This is a genomic window from Micromonospora sp. CPCC 206061 (assembly GCF_036906915.1).
Classification (GTDB): domain Bacteria; phylum Actinomycetota; class Actinomycetes; order Mycobacteriales; family Micromonosporaceae; genus Phytohabitans.
Map to the genome: position 1 here is coordinate 66,226 of NZ_JBAKHX010000010.1, position 19,956 is coordinate 86,181.

The following is a 19,956-nucleotide window of genomic DNA, read 5'->3' on the forward strand; positions in this document are numbered from 1 at the left end:
TCAACGCGGCACCTGGCGCCGGGCCTGTGCCACCTCGTCGAGCGCCTGCCGGGCATGGCGGCCGCCGAGCACGTACCCGGTGCCCTCGTGGACTTCGACGGCCTCCCGCGCGTGCCGCTCAGCGGCGTCCAGGTCGCCGCTGGCCAGCTCGGCGAAGGCCAGCGCGGTAAGGGCGACCCCGTGCTGGAGCCCGAGACCGTACTCCTGGGCGTCGGCCAGAGCCTGCCGAGCGAACACCGTGCCGGCGGCCGGGTCGCCCAGCTGGCGGCTCGTGTGCGCCAGGCCGATGCGGGCCTTGGTGGCGCTGCGACGCTGGCCGCCGTCGCCCACCAGGCGCAACGCCTCGCGGAACGACTCGGCGGCGGCCGAATACTCCTCCCGGACGAGGTGCACGCCGCCCCGCGCGACCAGGGTCTCCGCGGCGACGCGCGGCACGTCGAGGTCGCGCGCCTCGGCCACCGCCGCGTTCGCCGTTGCCAGCGCCTCGTCGAGGCGCCCGGCGTCGCGGTACACCGACGCCAGGTTCGCCATCGCCTCCGCGGTGTCCGCCGCGGAGCGTAGGTCGTCGAACGCGGCCTTGGCCTCGCCGAGCAGCGTGGCGGCCTCTTCCAGCCGGTACAGCACCCGGTACACCTGGCCGAGGTTGGCGCGGGCGACGGCGCCGGAGTGCGGGGAGTTGATGCGGTCGCAGAGATCACGCGCCCGCGCGCTGGCGTCCTCGGCCGCCGCCATGTCACCCATCTCCAGGTAGGTGCCGCCGAGGTTCACGAGGGCGTTCGCCGTGACGAACTCCTGGCCGCTGGCGCTGGGCAGGGCCAGAACCTCGCGGAAGAGTTCGGCGGCCTTGGCAAGGTGCCCCAGCTCCAGGCGAACCACACCCAGGTTGCTCAGTGCGGCGCCCTCGATGGCGGGCAGCCCGGCGGTGTGGCTCGCGATCCGGGCCTGCTCCATCTCGTCGAGCGCCTCCGGGTACCGGGACAGGTGCCAGAACAGGGTGCCCAGGCTCAGGTGCATGGCAGCCTGCGCAGGCAGGTGGCCGGCGCGGTCGGCCGCTCCGAGCCCGGCGCTGACCGCGGCCCGCCACTGCTCGGTGGTGCTATGCGAGTGGAAGTAGCCGCGCAGCGCGTCCGCCAGGTGCCACGCGTACGCCGGTAACGTGTCCTCGGCGGCCGCGATGACCGCTGCCAGGTTCTGCGCTTCGGTGTCCAGGTAGGACAGCGCGTCGGCGGCGGTCCGGAAGCGTATCCCGGTGGCCGCGTCGGGCACCGGCCGGCTGAGCCGGACCAGGTCCGGATACAGGGTCGCGCCGGCCGCGTCCACCGCCCGCAGGTAGTGGTCGAAGAGCCGGCCTAGCGCGGCCAGCCGTTCGGCGTCGGGCTCCTCGGCCGCGGCCCGCTCAGCCGCGTACATCCGCAACAGGTCGTGCAGCTGGTGCCGCCCGGCGCGGTGCTGCTGTACGAGGCTCCGCGCGGCCAGATGGTCCAGCAGGTCCTCGGCCTCCGGCGGCGCGACCCCGAGCAGCGCCGCCACCGTTTCCCGGGTGAAGTCCCCGCCCGGTACCACGCCGAGCAGGCGGAACAGGCGCTGGACCGGCGGCGGCAGCGCCTCGTACGAGAGCGCGAACGTGGCGCGTACCGCCGCCTGCGGATCGCCCGCGACGGCCAGGTAGCGCAGCCGGTCCCCGGCCCGCATCTGCCGCACGTAGTCCGCCACGTCGGCGCGTGGCCGCCGGATGAGGTTCGCGGCGGCCAGCCGCAGCGCCAGCGGCAGGTAGCCGCACAGCCGCGCCAGCTCGGCCATCAGGTCCGGTGACTCGCTCGCCACGTCGGGGACGAGCTCCGCGAGCAGCGTGTGCGCGTCCTGCGGGGGCAGCACGTCGAGCGTCACCATCCGGACGTCGTGCAGGGCGGCGAGGCCGCGCAGGTCCGCCCTGCTGGTCACGAGCACCACGGGTCCGGCCGTACCGGGTAGCAGTGGCCGGACCTGCGCCGCGTCGGCGGCATCGTCCAGGAGCAGCAGCACGCGGCGACCCGCGAGGCGGGACCGCAGGAGCGCCGCGCGAGCTTCCAGGAGGTCGGGAAGCGCAGCCGCGTCGAGACCGGAGACCTGCAGCAGCTCGGCGAGCACGTCCATCGGGTCGCGGCCGAGGCCGCCCGCGCCGGCCAGTCGCACGTACCACTGGCCATCCGGGAACCGGTCGCGAAGGTGATGAGCGATCCGCACGGCCAACGCGGTCTTGCCGGCACCCGGCGGTCCCCAGATGGCCATCATCGGCACCAAGCTGGCGTCACGGGGGTTCAGCTCGCGCTCCGCCCTCGCGATCACGTCCGCCCGCCCCACGTACATGCGGAGGTCGAGCGGCAGTGTGCACAGCGCGTTCCACCGTCCGGCGGGACGCGGCGTCGGCCGGCCGGCCGACGGCACCGGCTCCACCTGGCCGGTCAGCACCGCCTGGTGCAGCGCGCGCAGCTCCGTGCCGGGCTCGATACCCAGCTCGTGCCGCAGCTTCCGGTCGATGGCCCGGTACGCCTCCAGCGCGTCGGCCTGGCGCCCGCTGCGGGAGAGGGCGAGGACGAGCTGCTGCCAGAACCGCTCCCGCAGCGGATGCTCCGCGACCAGGCCGCGCAGCTCCGAGATCAGGTCGGCGTGCCTGCCACCCGCGAGTTCCGCCGCCACGCAGCGCTCGATGACCCGCAGACGCTCCTCTTCCAGCGCCTGTGCGGGCCCACGCAGCGCGTCGGACGGCACGTCGGCGAGGACTCGACCCCGCCAGAGCGCGAGCGCGGCGCGCAGGCACCCGGACTCCGCCACCGGGTCGGCGTCGAGCGCCGCCTTGTCGGCCTGCTCCAGCAGGGCCCGGAACTCGTGCAGGTCGAGCGCCACCGGAGGCACGTTGATCGCATACCCATCGCCGTGGGTGACGATCAGGTCGGGCCGGCCGAACGCGCGACGGAGCCGATGCACGTAGGTGTGCAAGGCACCGCGCGCGCCGGCAGGTGACGCCTCAGCCCACACGTACTCCAGCAGGTCGGCGACCGGCACGACCTGGTTGGCGCGCAGCAGCAGCGCACCGAGCAGCGCCCGGTGCTTGACGGCCGGCACGGGCACCGGCTGCCCGTCGACCACGGCCCGTAGCGGTCCGAGTACGCCGAACTCGACTCCCCCTCGCGACGCCAACACCCCCCTGTCATTGGCGATCACGATGGAGTGTGGCATACCACTACAAAACTGCACCTGATCTGTCGTCGACGCACCACACGCCTCGGTCAGCGGGATCGCCTTGGTCCGCTCGTCCGGCTGCCCGACGATCGGAGCCGCCACGAGACAACCGGCTCGTTGTGAGCTCACTTTCTTCCCCTCATCGGATCAACCAGCGCCACGACGCTAGACGCCGGCGCTTTCACCGTCCTTTCAGACGACAGATTGCGGCCCCAGCCCCTCGCCGCGGGTGATGCGACGTATCCGGACGGACCATCAGCGAGCCGCCACCGCGCTGCGTGCCCGACCACTCTTGCCACCTCTATGCAGCTGCCCATGTCACCCAATATGCTGGTCCGCGGCGCGCTGATGACGCTCGGCGACGTCCCGGGAGGGGATCATGGAGACAGTGGCGATGCACATCGCCAACGGCATCGTGAACGCGCAGGTGTCGGCGGTGTTCGCGCTGATCGCCGTGATCGCGCTGGCGATCTGCGTGGCGCGCGGCCGGGCCGATCTCGACGACCGGTTGGCGCCGATGGCCGGGCTGGTGGCGGCGTTCATATTCGCGGTGCAGATGCTCAACTTCCAGGTGCTGCCGGGCGTGTCCGGGCACCTTCTGGGCGGCACTCTCGCCGTGATACTGGTCGGGCCGTGGGTCGGTGCGCTGTGCGTGTCGACGGTGCTGATCATCCAGTGCCTGCTGTTCGCCGACGGCGGGCTGACGGCGCTCGGTCTCAACATCACCAACATGGCGATCCTCGGCACCGCTGCCGGATATCTGCTGGTCGCGGGCCTGCTGCGGGTGCTGCCGAAGACCGCGACCGGGCTGGCGGTCACCGGCTTCGTCGCCTCGGTGATCGGTGTCGTGATCGCCTCGCAGGGCTTCGTGTTGCAGTACTGGCTGGGCGGCACCACGGACCTGTCGCTGCCGACGATCATCGGCACGATGGCCGGCGTGCACACGCTGATCGGCATCGGCGAAGGCCTGATCACAGCCACCACGGTGGCGACGGTCGCGCGCGTCCGCCCCGACCTGGTGTACGCCCTGCGCCGATTCCGCAAGCAGGCCCGCCCGGCCGCGGGCGTGACGCCGGCGATGAGGAGTGCCTCATGACCAAGCGACGGACGTGGCTGTTCCTCGGAGCCGGGCTTCTCGTGGCGCTGCTGCTGGCCGGCGTGGTCAGTAACTTCGCCTCCTCCAGCCCCGACGGGCTCGACCACACCGCCCGCGAGGGGTGCACCACCAACGCCGAAGGCGAGATCACCGGCGGCACGTGCATGGCGCAGGAGGAAGAAGACCACCAGCTGGGCGACAGCCCGCTAGCCGACTACGGGATCAAGGGCATCGACAACGAGTACCTGTCGACCGGGCTGTCCGGCGCGCTCGGGGTGCTGATCACGTTCGGCCTCGGGGCCGGCGTGTTCTGGCTGGTCCGCCGCCGGGGCCAGGACCGGACGGAGAGCGGGACGGGCACCGGGAACGACTGATGGGTGCTGGTCACGCGCATCCGCTGCACCTGGCCCACGACAGCCTGGTGCACCGGCTGCCGCCACAGGTGAAGATCGTCGCCGTCCTGCTGTACACGATCATCGTGGTGATGACACCGCGCGACGAATTTGTCGCGTTCGCCGGCTATGCCTTGCTCATCGTGGTCGTGACCGCGCTCGCCCGCGTGCCGGCGGGCTGGCTCGCGAAGCGAGCCACCATCGAGCTGCCGTTCGTACTGCTGGCGGTCGCGCTGCCGTTCGCCGGGCACGGCGAGCGGGTCACCTGGCTGGGCATGTCGCTGTCGATCGACGGCCTGTACGGGGCGTGGAACATCTTCGCCAAGGGCACCCTCGGGGTGCTGGCCTCGCTGCTGCTGGCCGCGACCACCACCGCCCGCGACCTACTCCTGGGTCTGGACCGGCTGCGCTGCCCGCGCGTGTTCACCCAGATCGCGACGTTCATGCTGAGGTACATGGACATCCTCGCCGAAGACGCCCGGCGCATGCGCATCGCCCGGCTCTCCCGCGGTTACGACCCGCGGTTCCTGTGGCAGGTCAAGGCGTTCGCGGTCAGCGTCGGCGCGCTGTTCCTGCGAGCCTTCGAACGCGGCGAGCGGGTCTACCTGGCGATGCTGTCGCGCGGCTACTCCGGCCGGCTGCCGGCGCCGGAGGGCGGCGGCGCCACGACCGCCCAGTGGGTGGCCTCCGCCGCGCTGCCGGCCGCGGCGGCGTGCATCGGCGTGGCGGCGATACTGCGATGACCCTGTCCCTCGACCTGCGCGGCGTGCACTACAGCTACCCCGACGGCTCCGCCGCGCTGCACGGCGTCGACCTGCGGGTCGCGGCCGGCGAGCGGGTGGCCCTGCTCGGCCCCAACGGCGCGGGCAAGACCACCCTCGTGCTGCACCTCAACGGCATCCTGCACGGCGGCGCCGGCGAGGTGGCGGTCGGCGGGCTGGCCGTCGACCCCGCTGACCGCGCCCGGCTGATGGAGATCCGCCGCCGGGTCGGCATCGTCTTCCAAGACCCCGACGACCAGCTGTTCATGCCGACCGTCGCCGAAGACGTCGCCTTCGGCCCGGCCAACCTCGGCATGCGCGGCGACGAGCTGCAACAGCGCGTCGACGAGGCGCTGGCCGCGGTGAAGATGTCCGAGCACCGCGGCCAGACACCGCACCACCTGTCGTTCGGGCAGCGGCGGCGGGTCGCGGTCGCCACCGTACTGGCGATGCGGCCGGAGATCCTCGTCCTCGACGAGCCGTCCTCCAACCTCGACCCCGCCGCCCGGCGCGAGCTGTCCGAGATCCTGCGCGACCTGCCGGTCACCCTGCTAATGGTCACTCACGATCTGCCCTACGCCTTGGAGCTGTGCACACGCGCGGTCATCCTGGACGCCGGACGGATCGTCGCCGACGGCGACACCGTCGACCTACTCGCCGACACCGACCTGCTGCGCCGGCACCGGCTGGAGCTGCCGTTCGGCTTCGACCCGCGCCTCGCGGCCGCGCAGCTCGGCATCTGACCCCTTCGGAGTCACGCGTTCGGTGTCAAAGCTGACCGGCGACGTCGACGTTGGAGAGCATCTGGGCCTGGGCCGACTCGACCCGCTGCCAGGTGCCGTCCGCATCGAGGTACTCGAAGTTCGCGGTGCCGCTCTGCCAGTCGGCCTCCAGCACCATCCGCAGCCGCAGATTCGGCATCAGGACCGGCCCGACCCCGCCGTTGGACGGCCACCACAGCACCGGGTACCCGGTCAGAGTGATCAGGATGTGGCTGGTGTTTGGCATCACCGTCAGGTATGTGTAGTCGCCGTCCAGCCGGCTGCTCTGATGCATCGGGGGCGAGGTGGGCTGGGCCAGCTGACCGATCCCGCTGACGGCACCGCTCGGCGCGTCGAAGGTGAGGTGCACCGTCAGCAGCGGTGCCCCGATCAGCCTGGAGCCGATCTCCCAGCTGCCGATGAACAGGCCCGACCGGGCCTCGGTCTTCGGGGTGGCGGACGGCGCCTTGCCCTTCGCCCTGGTCGCCGATGTGCTCATGGTGATACTCCGTTCTGAGGTGGGTCCGGTGCACGGCCACGCGTTCCGCGGCGAGGGCCGGAACCGGCGTCGTCCATCAGTTTGGGAGACCAGCTCCGGGCGCCACGAGAGAACAGGAGTTCCGCTCCGACATCCGCCGCAGCGTGGTACGGCGGCCGCGGCTACGGTCCGGACATGAACCGCAGCGGTCCCAGGACATCGAGGTGCGCGCGAGAGTCCATAGTGGGCATCGCCGCGATTCTGCGAGCCGCTGTCGGCACCGGCTGGGACGAGACGGTGCCGGCTCTGTGTGGGCGCCGGTCAGCGGTAGGCGGCGAGGAAGACGCGCACCGCCTCGTCCGCGAACCGGTCCAGCTCGGCTTGGGTGAAGGACTCACCCGAGCCGCAGAACATCACCCGGTTGACCGGGATGGAGGTGATCAGCCATGTGAAGTGGTTGGCCGCGAGAATCGGGTCGTCGAGGACCAGGAGCTTGCGGTCGGCGAGGGCGGAAAAGGCCGCCGCCAGTAGGGCGTGGACGTGCTCCGGGCCGCGTTCGTAGTAGGAGCGCCCGAGTTCGGGAAAGCGGTCGGCCTCGGCGATGACCAGGCGGCGCAACTGCAGCAGGCGCGGCTGGGTCAGGTTGGCCACGAACTGCCGGGCGAGGGCGATGAGATCCCGCTCCAGATCCTCGGTGACGGCGAGGGAGCCGGTCACGTCGCGGAACAGGTCGTCGATGCGATCCAGGCCACGATGGATGATCTCGGTGAACAGCGATCGCTTGTCGGTGAAGTTCTTGTACACCGTCTGCTTGGACACCGCTGCCACGGCCGCGACCTCGTCCATGCTGGTGCCCTTGTAGCCCTTTTCCAGGAACACCGCGGTGGCCGCGTCCAGGATCGCCTGCCGGGCCCGGGCCGAACGCCCTTGCGTACTCGTCTCCATGTCTCTCCTCTTTGCGTATTTCCGCAGAGTACTAGACGGACTAGTACCCGTCTGGGTACTGTACCGTCTAGTTCCGATATGGAGCTTGGCTCAACGGGAGGAAAGACAATGCGAAAGATCGTGGCTGGGTTCTTCATCTCGCTCGACGGCGTCGTGGAGGCCCCCGAGACGTGGCACTTTCCGTACTTCAACGACGAGATGGGCGGCGCCGTCCAGGCCATGATGGGCGAGGCCATGCTGCTGGGCCGCCGGACCTACGAGGGGTTCGCGGAGTACTGGCCGAACTCGACCGACGACTTCGCGGAACACATGAACAGCACCCCGAAGTACGTCGTGTCCCAGACGCTGACCTCGGCCGACTGGCAGAACTCCACACTCATCAGTGGCGACGTCGTCAAGGAACTGACCCGCCTGAAGGAGGAGCCCGGCGGCACGATCAGCACCACCGGCAGCGGCACGCTCGTCGTCTCGCTGCTGCGCGAAGGACTCATCGACGAGCTGCACCTGCTGCTACACCCGATCGTGGTCGGCTCCGGCAAGCGGCTCTTCGACGACGGCGAGCAGGTGCCGCTGCGCCTGATCGACTCGAAAACCTTCAGCACCGGCGTCCTGCACCTGATCTACGAGCGCGCCGACTCCTGACCTGCCGGCGCGAGGACGACGACGTGATGCGGTCCATCGACCAAGACGACTTCGATGGCGGTGACGGCGACGAGCCCGGCACCGCCGGCGGGGCGGGCCGGTCGACGGTTTGACGGCACAGTCCAAACGGGTACCCCGATCGCATGGCGGAACCGCATGTCACGCTCAACCAGCCCGACCTCGACCCCGTGCCGGAGAAGCTGCGCGAGCCGTTGGAGGAGCAGCTCAGCTCGGCCCTGCAACGGGCCACCGAGGTCGTGTCCGCCGACTATCACGGCGAGGGAATCGACGAGGTGGCCGCCCGACTGATCGGCGAGACCCACGCCGGCCTGCACCCGGACATCGCCACGGCGTTCCAGCCGGACACGGCGCGGATCCATCAGGTCGCCGCGGCCATCGTGCACGGTCACTGACCGGCACTCCGGCCGATTTCCGCGTATCGCGCTGGAGCGCCTCCAGCCACCGCCCGCCTTACGCCGCCTCCTTATCTCAGGCGGCGGTAGGGCCGAACTGCTCGATGAAGCGGGCGGTGAACATGTCCGCACCCTTGTACTCGGAGACCGTCGCCGCCGGGACGGCGATCGGCCCCTCGGGCGTGGGGAACTGTCCGACGCCGCCGCGCGGTCCGAGTGGCAGCAGCACCATGGGGGTCGACGACGGTTCGTAGGTGGCCGTCGGCCGCTCCCCGCGCAGCTGGGCCGTGATGTTCCGCACCACGACCTCGGCGTGCTGCATGGCATGCGCGGCCATCTTGGTCTCCGCGATGTCCGTGATGTCGCCGAGGGCGTACACATGCTCGTGCCCGTGAACGGTGAGCGTCTCGGTGACGCGGACCTGTCCCTGCGCGGTGCGGGTCGTGAGCCGGCCATCGGCGAGGTAGTCGCTGTTGGCCCTCACGCCGTGCGCGCGGAACCAGATGTCGGCGGTGATCTCGGCGCCGTCCGTGGTGGTGACCGTGAAGGTCGCGGTCCGGCCGGCCTCGGTCGCCGGAGCTGCCGTCAGTCCCGTACCGAGCCGCAGCTGGATGTCGCGTTCGCCGAGTTGGCGGTGCAGGTCGTCGCGCACCTCCGGCAGGAACCCGGGCAGCATCACGCGCCTCGCCCACCCCGAGGCGGGCATGCTTCGGCTCGCGTACGAGATACTCGACCTCGCCGCCGACGACGACCAGCGCCTGATCGTCCACCTGCCCGCCGACCCGGCGACCTCGGCCGCGCTCGACCGCCTCACCAGCCACCCGCACCGCCCCCTCCACCTGGTTGCCAGCTAACGCCCCTCCCCTGGATCGGCGGCAAGCGACGCGTGAAGCGGGCTCCTGCGATCGGGGCAGCACCGCCACGTGCGCGGTCCGAGGATCGAGTGGTCGCTACCCAGCGCCTGCCCGACGACCAGTCCGGTGTCGGCGGGCGTCGGCCGCTCGGGGACGCGATCCCCGAGCAGGACTCTGGACCATGCGGAAAACTCCGCACGCGGTGGCGCAGCGAGGCCCGGGGATTGGACATGTCCCGGGCCTCGCTTTACACGTCTGGGTCAGATGGCGGGCGCTGGCGGGATGGGCGAGGTCGGGGGCGCGACGGGCGCGGTCGACTCGGCCTCGGACGGCATGAGGATCCAGAGGATCGGGTAGAGCAGGATCTGACTGCCGGGGATCGTCATCAGGATCAACACGAACAGCAGGCGGGCCGGCCACGGGTCGATGCCGAAGCGCTGCCCCAGCCCGGCGCAGACGCCGCCGAGGACGCGCCCCCGCCGCGGCCGGACGAGTCCTTGGGTCCGGAACGAGTCGTGCACGGTCTCCATGATCTTTCCGTTGCTAGCGGTCGCTGTGACCCTTCTAGCGTCGCCCCGCCAGCCGGCGCCGGCATCGGGGACGCGCCCTGGCCCATCCCCGATCTCCGGCGATCCAATCTCCTACGGGACCAGCGCGCTCAGCCAAGCCGAGGGCCAGCCGCCGCACCGGCTGAGCCGAGTGCCGCCGCGAGGAGCTCGACGGCGCCGGCAAGGCCAGCGCGGGGGGCGTCCTGCCAGCGCGGGGTGACAGGTTCGAGGCGGGTCGACATCGGGTACCGCTGGCACAGGTCAGGGATCAGCTTCATGGTCGCCTCGGCGCGCTCGCGCCACTCGGCCATACCCTGCTGGTTCATCCGCTGGTACGCGGCGGCGGTGCCGGCGGTCGCGCGGACCGTGGCGTACAGCATCGTGACGGTCGACGGGCGGGCGCTGGGCGGGACGGCCCACGCGTCGAGGATGCGCAGAAGCCGTTCGAGCCAGTCCTGCTCGTTCGGTCCTTGGCTGGCCTGCGACCACGGCCGGTCCGTCAGCCACGGATGGGCCAGGTAGACATCGAACAGCGCCTCTGCCCAGGCGTGGAGCGCGTCGGCGAGGCTCGCCCCCGGGTCGTCCCAGGAGGGCATGGCCGAGGCGTGGTCCTGCATCAGGGCGAGCAGGTTCTCCTTGGTCCCGACGTACGGGTAGATGACCATGCTGCTCTTGTCGAACCTCGCCGCGATCGCCCGGGTGGACACCGCCGCAAGCCCCTCGGCATCCGCGATAGCGATGCCGGTCTGAAGGATCTCGTCGAGGTCGAGCTGCTGCCGTGGGCCGCGGCGCGGGGTGGGCACGGTGGTGCCGCGGTGCCGCCAGAGTCGTCGGACGTGCGCGTTCACGTCCCGGTTCGGTTCAACCGCCATAGTCCTTGCAGTGTATAGTGTTTTTACTTCTTGCAGTGCATAGAGTTAATGGAGGAACCAGACATGACCACGGCACCCCTGCCCGTGACGACACTGGGCGACGGACCAGCGGTCCTGCTGCCTGTCAGCACGACCGTGATCGACGGCGAGGCCGCCGAGCAGATGCGCGCCTGGGGCGCCGACCCCGGCCTCGGCCACACCCTCGCGACCGGCCTCGCCGGCGCCGGATTCCGGGTGATCGCCGCCCACTACGAGGGCCACCTCAACCAGCACCCAAGGCCCCGCACCCTCAACGCCGACACGGTCGCGGCCGACCTGCTCGCCGTCGCCGACGCGGCCGGCGTCGACCGGTTCGCCTACTACGGGTACTCCTGGCTCGCTCTCGCCGGCCTCCAGCTCGCGATCCGTACGGACCGGCTCACCGCGTTGGCCATGGGTGGTTTCCCGCCCTTGGGCGGCCCTTATGGGCCGATGCTGGCCGTCACCAACACCGCGCACCGCATGGCCCTTGCCAACCTGGACAAGCAGCCCGAGCCCGCCACCGAGATGGTGCCGGGCGACTGGGACTCGGTCGAGTTCACCCAGACTCCCGACCAGACCCAGCAGTACGTGACCCTCTACGAATCACTCCAGGGCTTCGACGAGCGCGCCGCGCTGGAGCGGCTCAGCATCCCGCGGCTGGCCTTCGCCGGCGCCAACGACAACATCACCTACGGCCCGAAGTGGGACAACGCCTACGTGCCCATCGCCGACGGGTTGCGGGAAAACCGCGACGAGCTGGTCGAGCGAGGCTGGACCGTCGAGCTCATCCCGGACGCCGACCACATGAGCGCGATGCAGGCGAAAAACGTGCTCCCTCTCCTGATCCGCTGGCTGAAGGTCTGACCGGCGGCCGGGACATCCGGACTGACCGACGCCGCGTCGCCCATCGGGACATTCATTGATGGCGATTCGGACCGTGTCCGCTGGCCGGAGATCACGCGCCCCTCTCGAAAGGGTGTCGCTTCCCACCACATTGGATGACCACAGTGGACTATTTCACATCGGTAGATTCAACAAGCCAGTAATCAACTGGCTTTACTTCCATGATATAGAGACCACGGGTGGCCACATGAGACACTTGGCAAGGATATCGCGAGCGCTGGTGACGGCGGCACTGATAACGACGACGGTCGTTGCAATCGACCAGCAGGCCGCGTTCGCCGCCGACCCGGCCCCGCCACACACGACCTGCTCGCAGCACACCGTTGCGGTGACTCTGTCCGCCAGCGATCCCACTCCATACACCATGGCCGGCCAGCTGTGCCTCGAGCCGGACGCGCTGCGCGGCGGCCGGGCCGTCATGTTGATGATCTCTGGGCTGACATACGACCGAAGTTACTTCAATAGCCCATACGCGCCATATTCATACTCGTGGGTGTATTCCGCGACGCAACATGGATACTCGACATTCAACATCGACCGGATGGGAGTTGGGCAAAGCAGCCGACCGCCCGCGGACAAGCTGACCGTCTACAACCAGGCGTACGTCATCGAGCAGATCGTCCGCAAGCTGCGCGCAGGCGCGATCGGCGGACGGGCCTTCCCCATCGTGGTCGGCGTCGGCCACTCGCTGGGCGCCGGCATCCTCCAGTACCTGGCCGGAACCGTCACCGACAAGACGGGTGTGCCCGACTACCTGGTGTTCTCGGCCTGGCTGCATCAGGGCTACCTCCCCGCGGTCACCTATCTCGGCAACTCACTGCACCCCGCCAGCAGCGATCCTGTCCTCGCCCCCAAGGGCTATCCCAGCGGATACCTGACGACCAAGCCGGGCACCCGGGGGCCGAACTTCTACCACGCCGCGGGTGCGGACAGCGCCGTGATCGCGCATGACGAATCGACCAAGATGACGGGCACACTGAGCGAGCGCCAGACACTCGGGGCGGTGCGCACATCGAATGTCACCGCCAGCATCACGGTCCCCGTCGCGCTCTCCGTCGGTGAGTTCGACACGCTGCAGTGCGATGCGGCCACCCCCGGTCTGAGCTGCGACACCGCCGCGGCCATCAAGGCCCGGGAGGTGCCGTACTACGGGCCAAAAGCCTGCCTGATCGCGTTCTCGGTCGACAACACCGGCCACTCGGTCACCATGCATCACAAGGGGCTTGACTCGTTCAACTTCGTGCACAACTGGCTTGACGACAATCTGATCACCAAGGCGCACCTCAAGGACGCCAACGGCTGCATACCCGCCTGACACAATGATCAACGCGTCCCTCAAGTCGTTTGGAACGGCTTGAGGGACGCGCGGTCGCGGCGTCGGCCACGTCCTATCCTGTTGCCATGGCTGAAGGTGTGATCGGTGGCTGACGCGAACGACGTCCGGCGTCTGGCGCTCGCCCTCCCCCATGTGGTCGAGATCGACAGCGACGGCTTCGACTTCCGGGTCGGAGACAAGGGATTCGTCTGGTCCTATCCGGAGCGCAATCCCGGCCAGCGTCGCGTCATCCGCACCGACATCGCCGTGCTGTACGTCGGTGACGAGGCCGAGAAGCAGGCGCTGCTGCTCGGCGAGCCCGACCTCTTCTTCACCACGCCCGCCTACGACGGCCTGCCCCTGGTCATGCTCCGGCTGGAGCGGGTCGACATCGCACGCCTCGAGGAGCTCGTCACCGACGCCTGGCGCATGCGCGCCCCGCAGGGGCTGCTGTCGTCCTGATCCTGCCTGGCATACACTGCCGCCGTGACGGGGAAGCACCCGGTTGGCAGTCGGAGCGGCAAGCGCCGGGGCGAACCGACGATGGCCGCGATCGCCCGTCTCGCCGGGGTCTCGAAACCGACGGTGTCGCGAGTGCTCAACGGCCGCTCCGGCGTGGCGTCGGAGACCCGACGGCAGGTGGAGGCGCTGCTTCGCAAGCACGGCTACCGCAGGCCGAACGCGGTGGCCCCGGCGGCGAGCGTGGAGGTCGTGTTCTTCAGGCTGGAAAGCCACCTGGCCGTCTCGATCATGCGCGGCGTGGAGAGCGTCGTCCGCCAGCAGGAGCTCGCGGTGGGCTTCACCGACGTGTCGATGCGAGCGTCGACCGAGCGCCCGTGGGCCGAGCAGCTTCTGAGACGGCGTCCGGTCGGCGTCATCGCGGCGCACTCGTACTTCACGCCTGAGGAGTACGCGCTGCTCGCGGCCAGCGGCATCCCGATGGTGGCGCTCGACCCGTACGGAATGCCACCCGACGCCGTTCCGTCGGTGGGCGCGGCGAACTGGAACGGCGGGATCGCGGCCGCTCGTCATCTGCTGGAGCTGGGCCACCGACGCATCGCGTTCATCGGCGGGCCGGTCAGTTCATTGATCGCTCGCGCTCGGCTGGAAGCCTGTCGCGCGGCGATGGACGCCGCGGGCGTGCCGGTGGACGAGCGTTTGGTCCGCAGCGGCGGTTTCTACTTCGAGGATGGCCTCGCGTTCGGGCAGGAGCTGCTCGGCCTGGCGGACCCGCCGACCGCGATCATCTGTGGTAACGATCTTCAGGCCCTCGGCGTCTACGAGGCGGCCCGCCTGGCCCGTCTGTTCGTCCCCGACGACCTGAGCGTGGTCGGATTCGACGATCTGGATTGCACCCACTGGTGCGGTCCGCCCTTGACGACCGTGCGACAGCCTTTCGACGAGATGGGCGCCGCGGCCGCCCGGCTGGTCCTGGCGTTCGCCGCCGGCGACGCACCAAGCCAGATCCGGGTCGAGTTGCCCACCACGCTCATGGTGCGGGGCAGCACCGCTCCACCTGCCCATGATTGAGCTGGCGATGCCTGCCGGCCGCGTCACTCGGCCTGGATGGCTCCCAGTACGTCGAGTTTCGCGGCCCGCCGGGCCGGCCAGAGCGCGGCGATCACGCCGACCAGCGCGGCCGCCGCGAGGGTGAGCGTCAGGCGGCCCCAGGGCAGCACGAGCGTCCAGGTGGTGATGCCCAGGACGGTGACCAGCTCACCGACCGCCCAGCCGAAGAACACCCCGAGCCCGACACCGAGCAGCCCGCCAAACAGCGATATGACGATGGACTCCAGCCGGATCATCCTCTTGACGGCGGAGCGATCCAGGCCGATCGCACGCAGCATGCCGATCTCCCGCGCGCGTTCGTGTACCGACATCGCGAGGGTGTTGACCACGCCGAGCACCGCGATGACGACGGCGATCGCGAGCATCCCGTACAGGAGATTCAGGACGATGCCCACCGTGCCGGTGATGTCGTCGACCAGATCCCGCCTGTCCTGAATCCGGATCGCCGGACTGTTACCCAGTGCCTGCTGGAGGGCCTGCTTGGTCGCCTCACTCGCGCCGCCTTCGGTCTTCACGAAGACCGTCGTGTCGGCGACCCGGTCCAGATGCGGGTCCATTGTGGAGATGTCGGTCTTCACTCCGTCGTCGAAGCTGCTGTCGTAGAGCCCGGTGATCGTCAGGTGGCTGCGGACGCCGTCCGGCCACGTGACCTCGACGCTGTCGCCCAGGCCCCAACCCTCGGCGGTGGCGGTGGGCGCATCGACGATGGCGGTCTGCCCCGCGGTGAAGGCGCCTGCGACGAAGCCCAGGTCGAGCAGCTCGTCGACGTCTTCGGCCTTGAGGCCGACCACGGTCTGGTTCGTACCTTCGACGCGGGCCTGGACCTCGCGCCTCGGCGAGGACGCCACCACGGCGTCCAACCCGCTCAGTTTCCGCTCCGTGTCCGCCGCCAGAGGGCCGGCGTTGGCCATGCTGACGACGTAGTCGGCGCGCAGGTTGGCGGTGGTGAGGGCGTCCGTGGTCCGGTACGCGCTGGCGCCGATGACGGTCAGGCCGGTTATCAGGGTAAGGCCGATGGTCAGCGCGGACGCGGTCGCGGCGGTGCGGCGCGGGTTGCGGAGGGCGTTCTGGCCGGCGAGCGTTCCGGAGACGCCGAACCGGCGCAACACCGGGCCCGCGGCGGCGATCACGGGTCGGGACAGCAGCGGAGTGAGGACGAAGACGCCGGTCAGCAGGAGCATGGCGCCCAGGCCGAGCCAGGCCTTGCCGTCGACCATCGTCGTGGCGGTGACGACCAGGACGAATCCGCTGATGGCCAGTACCGAGCCGATGGCGTTGCGTACGACCAGACTGCGGGAGGTGGCCGGCGCGTACACACTGCTCATCGCGGCGACCGGTGGGATTCTCGCGGCGTGCCGGGCCGGCACCCACGCCGCGAGGACGGTGACGCCGACACCGATGGCCAGGGCGGCGACGACGGTGGCGGCGCCGACGACCAGCGGGCCGTCGGGAAGCGTGCTGTCCATCGTGGACAGGACGGCGCGCACCCCGGCGCCGACGCCGATGCCGATGGCCAGACCGGCCGTGGAGGCGACCAGGCCGACCGTGGCCGCCTCTGCCAGTACCGAGAGAGTCACCTGCCGGCGGCTGGCACCGACCGCGCGCAGCAGTGCCAACTCCTTGGTGCGCTGGGCGACCATCATGGTGAACGTGTTGACGATCAGAAAGGCGGCGACGAACAGCGCTATACCGGCGCAGGCGAGCAGCACCTGGGCGAGCATCCGGACGCTCCCGGCGTTGACGTCCGCCTGTTCGGCGGAGAGCTCGGCGGCGGTGACCGCCTCGGTTCCGTTTGGCAGTACCGTCTCTGCCTGTTGCCGCAGCAGTTCCGGGGACGTGCCGGGTGCGGCCTTGAGGTCGATCTGGTTGTACTGGCCGGGCCTCGCGAAGAGATTCTGGGCGGTGGCGGTGTCGAAGAGGGTGAGAGTGCCGCCGGCGGCGACGTTCCCGTCGTCGGTGGCGAAGATGCCGCTGACTCTCTGCTCGATGACCGGTCCACCGACTGACATGCGCACGCTGTCGCCGACCCCGTAGCCGGTGCGTTCGGCGGTCCGGTGGTCGATAGCGATCTCGCCCTCGGCGCGCGGCTCCCGACCAGTGGCGATCGGGTAGCGGGCGCCGCCATGCTCCGGGTAGTTGGCCCCCTGGGTCGACCAGCCCTCGCCGACCAATGCGCCGTCAGGGCCGGCGAGCGCGGCGAACCCGGCGACGATACCCGTGGCCGCGCCCACTCCGGACAGGCCGCGGGCCCGGTCGAGCAGTTCCAGGTCGAGCAGCCGGCCGGAGCCGGGCTCGCCGAAGCCGGCAACGGGCCGGATCCGGACGTCGAGATGCTCGAAGCTCTTCCGGGAACCATCGGCGTACGCGCTGGTGATGCTGTTGGCGAAGACCATGGTGCCGGAGACGAATGCGACACCGAGCGTGACGGCGAGCAGGGTCATCAGCAGGCGGGCCTTGTGCGCGAACACATTGCGCAGAGCGGCGCGAGTCATGTTGCCAGCCTCTCGGACGACGCGGCCCAGGGCATTCGCGGACGGTGGAGTCTTCGGGGTATACCTAGCACTACCGGGTCGATCACTGCCGGGTACAGTGCTTCGCCGTGGGACTGTTCCGGAGGAAGAACGAACCGACGCCACCGCCACCGCCCACCGGGCCGGCGATCGACAGCTGTCAGGGTGATCAGGCCGCACGTTTCCTGCGGGCGGCGATGGAGCGGCGGGACTGGCCGACGGCCCGCGACTTCCTCTCCTCGATCACCGATCGTGACGACCACGCGTTCTATCTGTCCATCTGCGCCGACGTGCCCGGCGTCCAGGACTGGATCCGGCAGTGGGTGGAGGCCGAGCCACAGTCGACGCTTCCCCGGCTGGTGCAGGGCGTGCACGCGGTCTACTGGGCCTGGGAGGCGCGCGGCGCGGACTACGCCGACCGTACCCCGCAGGCGCAGCTCGAGCTGTTCTTCAATCGCGTCGTCTTCGCCGACAACTGCCTCCACGAGGTGGCCGAACGCGACCCCTACGACACGACCGCACGAGCGTTTCTGCTCAACTCCGGGATAGGCCGCCAGGTCGACCTCACCGAGCAGGGGCGGCGCTTCACCGAGGTGCTCAAGCGCCATCCACAGCACAAGTGGGCGCACGGCGCGATGCTGCAGTACCTGTGCGAGAAGTGGCATGGCAGCCACGACCAGATGTTCGCGTTCGCGCGGCACACCTCGCACAACGCGCCGCCCGGCAGCCCGCTGCACGGTGCGATCGCCGAGGCGCACATCGAGAAGTACCTGGACCTGGGTCGGACTGGCGCCGCCGCCGGCTACCTGGAGCAGCCCGAGGTGGGCGCCGAGTTGCTGGCCGCCGCCGAACGTTCGGTCTTCCATCCGGCTTACCAGCGTCGCCCGGGCTGGCCGCGTCTGCACAACTCGTTCGCGTTCGTGCTGCACCGGGCCGACCAGTACCAGGCGGCGTACCGGCTCTACAAGGAAATCGGCGACGACTACATCACCGAGCACCCGTGGGACTACTACAACACCGAACAGCCGCTGGACTTCTTCCTGCTGAACCGCCAGACCCTCTACACGTGGATCGAACAGCAGTAGGCACGCGGCCGTAGCGGATCCCGCAACGGCACGGCTCGAGCAACCGTTACTTCCCGATGAACCGCACCAAGGTCGCCCGCTAACGGATCTCCCAGGCCCGGATGAACGCCTCGTGGGTGGGCGTTCCGGGGGCGCGGTCCAGGACCGCGAACACGACGTGGTCGAAGGGTCCGACACGGCGCAGCGCGTCGCCGAAGGCCCGCGCCACCACCGTGGGGTCGTTGCCGAAGACGCCGCAGCCCCACGCCCCGAGGACGAGGCGACGGTGTCCGTACGCCGCGGCGACCTTGAGCACCCGAGCGGCGCGGTGACCTATCGCGGCGGGAATGGTGTCGACCAGCTCAGGCTGGTTCTGGGCCACGGCCCGCAGGTTGGGCGCGGCGGCGGTGATCAGCGCGGTCCGGTAGGGCTGGTCGAGCAGGGCGCCGTGATCGTCGCGGAACACGGGAACGCCGGGTGAGTAGATGATCCGGTCGCTGTAGCGCAGGTCGGAATGGCGCCGATGGTGGTGGTAGAAGTCGGGAACGGTTTCGAGGCAGGGGTGCAGGGCGGATGCTCGGGCGATGTCCTCCTCCTGGGCACGAGCGCCGGTGAGGAAGCCGCCGCCCGGGTTGCGGGCGGAGGCGAAGACCAGCGCGGCGGTGTCGGGGCCGAGCCGCCGGGCCGCCGCGAGGGTGGTTTCGTTGGTGACCTCGACCCGCGGCGCTTTCCGGGGTACGCCGCTGGCGGTCAGCGCCTCGTCCGGCAGGTGCAGGCGGGTGTCCGCGACGGCCTGGTGGACGGCGTCGCGAATGTCGACCCAGGCTCCGCCCGGGGCACGGTAGCCGCCCTCGTGAATGATCGTCATGGTCTCGGCGGCGACGGCCCGCAGCCGCTGCCTGGCGGCCGCGCTGTTCAAAGCCGCTCCCGCACGTCCATGAGCGCGAAACCGAGCAGGTTCAGTCCGCGCCAGGCGGATGGACGTTGCACGTCGGGGTGGGTGGGTGCCATCCCGATGCCCCAGATCCGGTCGTACGGGCTGGCCTCCACCAGGACGCGGTCGCCGGTCGCGACGAGGAACTCGCGCAAGTTGGGGTGCTGGCCGAACTTGGCCAGGTTGCCGGCCACGACCAGGTCGTAGCGCGCGTCGGTCCAGCGCTGCTCGTCGAAGCCGCGGACCTTGCGGCCGGCGGCTTTCGCCGCGCCCGGGCTCTTGGCCGCGAGGACAGCGGCCACGCCGTCGTCGTCGGCGAACAGGCGGGCCTTGCCGGCCATCATCCAGTGCTCCGCGGTCGGATAGGCCAGCCCGTCGACCGTGAACGCCGCCGGCCACCACTGGCTCAGGCACCCAGCGCCGATCGCGCCGCTGGGCGTGGGCTTGTGTCCCCAGAACGGCATGATCTTGAGCGGCCGCCTGGCCAGCTGGGCGGCGCACAGGTCGACAAGACGCTGTTGCGGTGTCATCGCGCTCCCGTCGAAGTCGTCAGCAGATCGTCGATTCTGGTGGTGGCCGCTGCGAGCCGCGCGGACCGGTCCCCACCACGACACGCTTCGCATCATGACTCACATTGAGTCTCGAAGCAACTCCCTTTG

The 19,956-nt window shown here is 70.1% G+C and carries 21 protein-coding genes; 12 read left to right on the forward strand and 9 right to left on the reverse strand.

Annotated features, from left to right (window positions below):
• Complete coding sequence (locus V6V89_RS10645; RefSeq protein WP_334618866.1) at nt 1–3,321, reverse strand: AfsR/SARP family transcriptional regulator; 3,321 nt, start codon at nt 3,319–3,321, stop codon at nt 1–3.
• A 277-nt stretch (nt 3,322–3,598) separates the two neighbouring features.
• On the opposite strand from V6V89_RS10645, the gene V6V89_RS10650 reads away from it, so the two are divergent.
• The 4 genes from V6V89_RS10650 to V6V89_RS10665 are packed head-to-tail and all read left to right on the forward strand — an operon-like array spanning nt 3,599 to nt 6,211.
• The gene (locus tag V6V89_RS10650) at nt 3,599–4,315 is read left to right on the forward strand and encodes an energy-coupling factor ABC transporter permease (RefSeq protein WP_334618867.1); all 717 of its coding nucleotides are present in this window, start codon (nt 3,599–3,601) and stop codon (nt 4,313–4,315) included.
• Nucleotides 4,312–4,689: a PDGLE domain-containing protein gene (locus V6V89_RS10655; RefSeq protein WP_334618868.1), complete on the forward strand. Its 378-nt coding sequence runs from the start codon at nt 4,312–4,314 to the stop codon at nt 4,687–4,689. The genes V6V89_RS10650 and V6V89_RS10655 overlap by 4 nt, the downstream gene beginning before the upstream one ends.
• On the forward strand, nt 4,689–5,450 hold the full coding sequence (gene cbiQ / locus V6V89_RS10660; RefSeq protein ID WP_334618869.1) for a cobalt ECF transporter T component CbiQ: 762 nt from the start codon (nt 4,689–4,691) through the stop codon (nt 5,448–5,450). The genes V6V89_RS10655 and cbiQ overlap by 1 nt, the downstream gene beginning before the upstream one ends.
• Nucleotides 5,447–6,211, forward strand: coding sequence for an energy-coupling factor ABC transporter ATP-binding protein (locus V6V89_RS10665; protein ID WP_334618870.1), 765 nt, complete (start codon nt 5,447–5,449; stop codon nt 6,209–6,211). The genes cbiQ and V6V89_RS10665 overlap by 4 nt, the downstream gene beginning before the upstream one ends.
• 25 nt (nt 6,212–6,236) lie before the next feature.
• Here the strand turns inward: V6V89_RS10665 and V6V89_RS10670 are convergent, their stop codons facing one another.
• Both V6V89_RS10670 and V6V89_RS10675 read right to left on the reverse strand, forming a co-directional pair.
• Entirely contained in the window at nt 6,237–6,728 is a 492-nt protein-coding gene (locus V6V89_RS10670; RefSeq protein WP_334618871.1) for a DUF1842 domain-containing protein, read from the reverse strand.
• A 300-nt stretch (nt 6,729–7,028) separates the two neighbouring features.
• Nucleotides 7,029–7,652, reverse strand: a complete 624-nt coding sequence (locus V6V89_RS10675) for a TetR/AcrR family transcriptional regulator (RefSeq protein WP_334618872.1) — start codon at nt 7,650–7,652, stop codon at nt 7,029–7,031.
• 108 nt (nt 7,653–7,760) lie between these two features.
• Here V6V89_RS10675 and V6V89_RS10680 point away from each other — a divergent pair, with 108 nt between their 5' ends.
• Both V6V89_RS10680 and V6V89_RS10685 read left to right on the forward strand, forming a co-directional pair.
• Complete coding sequence (locus V6V89_RS10680) at nt 7,761–8,294, forward strand: dihydrofolate reductase family protein (protein ID WP_334618873.1); 534 nt, start codon at nt 7,761–7,763, stop codon at nt 8,292–8,294.
• A 143-nt stretch (nt 8,295–8,437) separates the two neighbouring features.
• Nucleotides 8,438–8,707, forward strand: a complete 270-nt coding sequence (locus V6V89_RS10685; protein ID WP_334618875.1) for a hypothetical protein — start codon at nt 8,438–8,440, stop codon at nt 8,705–8,707.
• Between the two features lie 76 nt (nt 8,708–8,783).
• Here the strand turns inward: V6V89_RS10685 and V6V89_RS10690 are convergent, their stop codons facing one another.
• On the reverse strand, nt 8,784–9,383 hold the full coding sequence (locus V6V89_RS10690; RefSeq protein ID WP_334618876.1) for an FAD-dependent oxidoreductase: 600 nt from the start codon (nt 9,381–9,383) through the stop codon (nt 8,784–8,786).
• Between V6V89_RS10690 and V6V89_RS10695 the strand changes: the two genes are divergently transcribed.
• Nucleotides 9,319–9,561: an MmyB family transcriptional regulator gene (locus tag V6V89_RS10695; RefSeq protein WP_334618877.1), complete on the forward strand. Its 243-nt coding sequence runs from the start codon at nt 9,319–9,321 to the stop codon at nt 9,559–9,561. The genes V6V89_RS10690 and V6V89_RS10695 overlap by 65 nt on opposite strands.
• Before the next feature lie 260 nt (nt 9,562–9,821).
• Here the strand turns inward: V6V89_RS10695 and V6V89_RS10700 are convergent, their stop codons facing one another.
• Nucleotides 9,822–10,091: a PspC domain-containing protein gene (locus V6V89_RS10700; RefSeq protein ID WP_334618878.1), complete on the reverse strand. Its 270-nt coding sequence runs from the start codon at nt 10,089–10,091 to the stop codon at nt 9,822–9,824.
• Between the two features lie 128 nt (nt 10,092–10,219).
• Nucleotides 10,220–10,981, reverse strand: coding sequence for a TetR/AcrR family transcriptional regulator (locus tag V6V89_RS10705; RefSeq protein WP_334618879.1), 762 nt, complete (start codon nt 10,979–10,981; stop codon nt 10,220–10,222).
• A gap of 63 nt (nt 10,982–11,044) precedes the next feature.
• Here V6V89_RS10705 and V6V89_RS10710 point away from each other — a divergent pair, with 63 nt between their 5' ends.
• The 4 genes from V6V89_RS10710 to V6V89_RS10725 all read left to right on the forward strand — a co-directional run bounded on the left by V6V89_RS10710 (nt 11,045) and on the right by V6V89_RS10725 (nt 14,750).
• Nucleotides 11,045–11,866, forward strand: coding sequence for an alpha/beta fold hydrolase (locus tag V6V89_RS10710; RefSeq protein WP_334618880.1), 822 nt, complete (start codon nt 11,045–11,047; stop codon nt 11,864–11,866).
• Between the two features lie 112 nt (nt 11,867–11,978).
• Nucleotides 11,979–13,220 carry an alpha/beta fold hydrolase gene (locus V6V89_RS10715; RefSeq protein ID WP_334618881.1) on the forward strand — a complete coding sequence of 414 codons (1,242 nt, stop codon included), beginning with the start codon at nt 11,979–11,981 and terminating at the stop codon, nt 13,218–13,220.
• A gap of 105 nt (nt 13,221–13,325) precedes the next feature.
• Entirely contained in the window at nt 13,326–13,682 is a 357-nt protein-coding gene (locus V6V89_RS10720) for an MmcQ/YjbR family DNA-binding protein (RefSeq protein WP_334618882.1), read from the forward strand.
• Nucleotides 13,683–13,706: 24 nt separating this feature from the next.
• The gene (locus V6V89_RS10725) at nt 13,707–14,750 is read left to right on the forward strand and encodes a LacI family DNA-binding transcriptional regulator (RefSeq protein WP_334618883.1); all 1,044 of its coding nucleotides are present in this window, start codon (nt 13,707–13,709) and stop codon (nt 14,748–14,750) included.
• Nucleotides 14,751–14,773: 23 nt separating this feature from the next.
• Here V6V89_RS10725 and V6V89_RS10730 read toward each other — a convergent pair whose 3' ends face one another.
• Nucleotides 14,774–17,281: an ABC transporter permease gene (locus V6V89_RS10730; protein ID WP_334618884.1), complete on the reverse strand. Its 2,508-nt coding sequence runs from the start codon at nt 17,279–17,281 to the stop codon at nt 14,774–14,776.
• 107 nt (nt 17,282–17,388) lie between these two features.
• Between V6V89_RS10730 and V6V89_RS10735 the strand changes: the two genes are divergently transcribed.
• A complete protein-coding gene (locus V6V89_RS10735) occupies nt 17,389–18,384 on the forward strand; it encodes a DUF4034 domain-containing protein (RefSeq protein ID WP_334618885.1) in 996 nt (331 codons plus the stop codon).
• A gap of 79 nt (nt 18,385–18,463) precedes the next feature.
• Here the strand turns inward: V6V89_RS10735 and V6V89_RS10740 are convergent, their stop codons facing one another.
• The gene (locus tag V6V89_RS10740; protein ID WP_334618886.1) at nt 18,464–19,282 is read right to left on the reverse strand and encodes a TIGR02452 family protein; all 819 of its coding nucleotides are present in this window, start codon (nt 19,280–19,282) and stop codon (nt 18,464–18,466) included.
• Nucleotides 19,279–19,827, reverse strand: a complete 549-nt coding sequence (locus tag V6V89_RS10745) for an NADAR family protein (protein WP_334618887.1) — start codon at nt 19,825–19,827, stop codon at nt 19,279–19,281. The genes V6V89_RS10740 and V6V89_RS10745 overlap by 4 nt, the downstream gene beginning before the upstream one ends.
• Between the last annotated feature and the right edge of the window lie 129 nt (nt 19,828–19,956).